Here is a 3,259-nt window from a genome sequence, read left to right as displayed (position 1 = left end):
TTTGCGAGAGTTCACGGCGCTCCGGGGTCAGTTCTTCGCCATATCTCGACGCCCAGTGTTCGTGAAGCATTCTTCCCTGAATCCAGGCGGCTAGGTCGGCGATGTCCGTTGGAGCGCCTCCCAGCCCGACCTTATTCCTCTTTGCCGTGGAATGCGGGCCCGGCTCTCGGAAGTAGTCCAGCGTAACCATGTCCATGAGTATCCTCCAGGGCAGGATGATCCAGGGAGGGCGCATTGGTGTCAAGCTGACGGCGAACGCGCGCTTCGGGCCGACGGCAGACTTCAGCCGTTTGTTCGTCCTGAAAAAGTCCACGGCAGAAGTTCATCCATTCGGCTCTGCTTGTGGCTGTTGAAAATGGCGATATGCGTGGCGGCCAAATACATCTGCGGATCAACGGCGTTGAGTTTACAGGTCTCAAAGAGCGAGGCGACGGTCGTCCGGCTCTCGGCTCCTGCGCCATGGCCCGCAGAGAGCGCGTTCTTCCAATTGAGGGCAATCGGCCGGATGGTCCTCTCAACGCTGTTACCATCAATCTCGATGCGGCCGTCGGTCAGGAAGAGCTTCAGTCCATCTCAGTATTTGGCCATGTAGGCCAAAGTCTAGCCGAGCGGGGACTTCGTTGCGACGCGCGCGCGGTGATAACGTATCGTACGGGGCCGAGGACGATTTCGGGGCGACCAACGGTTTTGGGCGGCGGGTCCGAAACAGGCGGATCGACGATCATCGCCGCAAACTCTAACGCATCCCCCGGTGCTGGCAGGATCAGTTAACTGTTCGCTCGCAATCGATAGCGCTGCGCAACTTCGTTCACTGTCACACCTGGACGCAAGCTTTCCGAAACGATCTTCGATTTGACCTCATCTGGCCAATGTCGGTGACCCTCACGTCGAGTCTTGCCGGTTCTGAGAAACTCCAATGTAGTCTTCATGGAGCAACTCCCGTTCTTCATCCATGGAACGTCGATCACAGATCAGGCGACGGCGCCCAACGTGGGGGCGGAACACCGGTTACTATCGTGGACAGCCAAATGCAGAGCCATGCCACTTCGGCGGTCCGTCAAGCGCCACGAGCCCGTAGTCGTTCCTGCATGGCTCGTGCCGCAGATGGCGGAGAATATGAGAAAGCCCGCATCGCATTAGCGAAGCGGGCCAGGAATTTGTCTTAAACGTGATCAGCGCGGCTTGTAGATCTGGTCGAAGATACCGCCATCTCCGAAGTGTTCGGGCTGCGCCTTCTTCCAGCCTCCAAACAACGGATCATCAATTGAAACCAGTTTGATATCGGGAAGCTGTGTCAGGAGTTCCGGCTTCACCAAGTCACGCTTGGCCGGGCGGTAGAAATGCTTGGCGGCGAGGTTCTGACCTTCCTCGGAATAGAGATAGGCGAGATAGGCCTCGGCCTGCTTGCGTGTGCCCTTGGCATCGACATTCCCGTCAACAACCGTCACTGGCGGCTCGGCAAGAATGGAAATCGGCGGAACGACGATCTCGAAAGAGTCAGCACCGAATTCCTGGCCTGCGAGATAGGCTTCGTTTTCCCAAGCGAGCAAGACATCGCCGATCTCGCGCTGGGCAAACGTGGTCAGGGATCCGCGAGCACCGGTGTCGAGAACTGGCGCACGTTTGTAGAGGTCGGCGATATAGGCCTTAATCTTCTCCTGGTCTCCACCGAATTCTTCATTGGCCCACGCCCACGCCGCGAGATAGTTCCAGCGTGCACCACCCGAAGTTTTCGGGTTCGGTGTGACAATCTGGACGTCGCCCTTGACCAGATCGCCCCAGTTCTGGATGCCCTTCGGGTTGCCCTTGCGCACGAGGAAGACGATCGTCGAGGTGTAGGGCGAAGAGTTATTTTCCAGCCGGCCGCGCCAGTCTTCCTTGATCTTGCCGGTTTCCTTGACAATGGCGTTGATGTCGCCTTCGAGAGCGAGGGTCACAACGTCGGCATCGAGGCCATCGATGACCGCACGCGCTTGCTTGCCGGAACCACCATGCGACTGCTGAACGGTCACGTCTTCGCCTGTCTCAGCCTTCCAGTGCTTCGCAAAGGCGTCATTGAATTCCTTGTAAAATTCGCGTGTCGGATCATAGGACACGTTAAGAAGTGTTGTCTGCGCAAAGGTTGTCGTCGCGCCCGACAGGGCGAGGCCTATGCTGAGCGCAGCGACCAGGCTTTTGGAAATGAGAGACATTGGTTTCCTCCATGGTTGGATGCAGAAAGCCTATCGATTAAATAGACTTGGTCAATTGGCCCAGTGCCAAACGAAAAACTTGTTTCCTTTGGCGAGAGTTCTTGGCAAAGCCTTCAAGGAAGGCACCGACATGAAGCAATGAAAACCAATTCACCGACAATAAAAGGAATGACGTTCTCGGTAATCGCGTCACGCAGCAGTCTGGCAGGTAGCATTTTCCACTCATTTGTTCACGAGGCGCCCACCGAACTCGCGCGCCAGCGACCGCTCGAGTAGTCCCGAAAGCTCGCGTTTAAGCTCGGTGAAGTTGGCAGAGTTGCGGTCACGCCTGCGCGGCAGGTTGACGGACACAACATCAAGAGTGCGACCCGGCCACGGCTGCATGACCACGATCCTGTCTGCCAAGACCAAGGCCTCGTCAATATCATGCGTCACGAGCAGCATCGTTGTTCCATTCTCCAGCCACAAGTCCGACAGATGATCCTGGAGGTCGCCACGTGTCATCGCGTCGAGCGCAGAGAATGGCTCGTCGAGGAGCAGAACCGCCGGATGCGTCACCAAGGCACGGGCGAGTGCCACCCGCTGTGCCTGCCCGCCCGAGAGCTCCCGTATCCAGCGCTTCCCGAAACCAGAAAGACCGATCCGCGCGAGAGCCGCATCGACTTGGTCTGCCCTCTCCCGTGTGCCGAGGTGACTGAGACCAAAACCGATATTGTCGGCGACCGTCAGCCACGGGAAAAGCCTCGGCTCCTGGAAAACAATATTCACTCGTTCGTCCGGCTCGACCAGACGACGACTTCCCAACCGGATTTCACCCCCGGTAGGCGTTTCAAGCCCCGCAACCAACCGAAGCAGCGTGCTCTTGCCGCATCCGGATCCGCCGATGATGGCAACGACTTCACCCTCGCCTACCCTCAGACTGAAATCCTCGAGCGCATGCGCCCCGTTCGCATAGATCTTTCTCAGATGATCGATCTCCAGCATCTCAGGGCTTCCGGGCATGGTTGTCTTGCCAGCGCACGAACGGCGCCGAAGCAAGAAGGAGGCAAGTGTCGGTGAGCCTTACC

3 protein-coding genes and 2 pseudogenes are annotated in these 3,259 nt (G+C 57.8%); all 5 read right to left on the bottom strand.

The annotated features are described in order from the left end of the window. A pseudogene (locus PDO_RS28795) lies at positions 1–196 on the bottom strand (hypothetical protein); the annotation flags it as partial. 86 nt (positions 197–282) lie between these two features. Next, a pseudogene (locus tag PDO_RS27140) lies at positions 283–690 on the bottom strand (IS66 family transposase); the annotation flags it as partial. Positions 691–767: 77 nt separating this feature from the next. Further along, positions 768–929: a transposase gene (locus PDO_RS27135; protein ID WP_192814367.1), complete on the bottom strand. Its 162-nt coding sequence runs from the start codon at positions 927–929 to the stop codon at positions 768–770. 243 nt (positions 930–1,172) lie between these two features. After that, on the bottom strand, positions 1,173–2,192 hold the full coding sequence (locus PDO_RS11665) for a sulfate ABC transporter substrate-binding protein (RefSeq protein ID WP_009109651.1): 1,020 nt from the start codon (positions 2,190–2,192) through the stop codon (positions 1,173–1,175). 222 nt (positions 2,193–2,414) lie between these two features. Further along, the gene (locus PDO_RS11660; RefSeq protein ID WP_009109650.1) at positions 2,415–3,176 is read right to left on the bottom strand and encodes an ABC transporter ATP-binding protein; all 762 of its coding nucleotides are present in this window, start codon (positions 3,174–3,176) and stop codon (positions 2,415–2,417) included. Positions 3,177–3,259: the final 83 nt, after the last annotated feature.

The organism is Rhizobium sp. PDO1-076 (assembly GCF_000247475.1).
Taxonomy (GTDB): Bacteria; Pseudomonadota; Alphaproteobacteria; order Rhizobiales; family Rhizobiaceae; genus Allorhizobium.
Note: the sequence above shows the minus strand (reverse complement) of the source record. Positions and strands in the feature narration are given on the sequence as shown.

Excerpts from the sequence above, each read along its gene's own strand:
- PDO_RS27135 (WP_192814367.1), bottom strand. The coding sequence starts at position 929 with ATGAAGACTACATTGGAGTTTCTCAGAACCGGCAAGACTCGACGTGAG.
- PDO_RS11665 (WP_009109651.1), bottom strand. The coding sequence starts at position 2,192 with ATGTCTCTCATTTCCAAAAGCCTGGTCGCTGCGCTCAGCATAGGCCTC.
- PDO_RS11660 (WP_009109650.1), bottom strand. The coding sequence starts at position 3,176 with ATGCTGGAGATCGATCATCTGAGAAAGATCTATGCGAACGGGGCGCAT.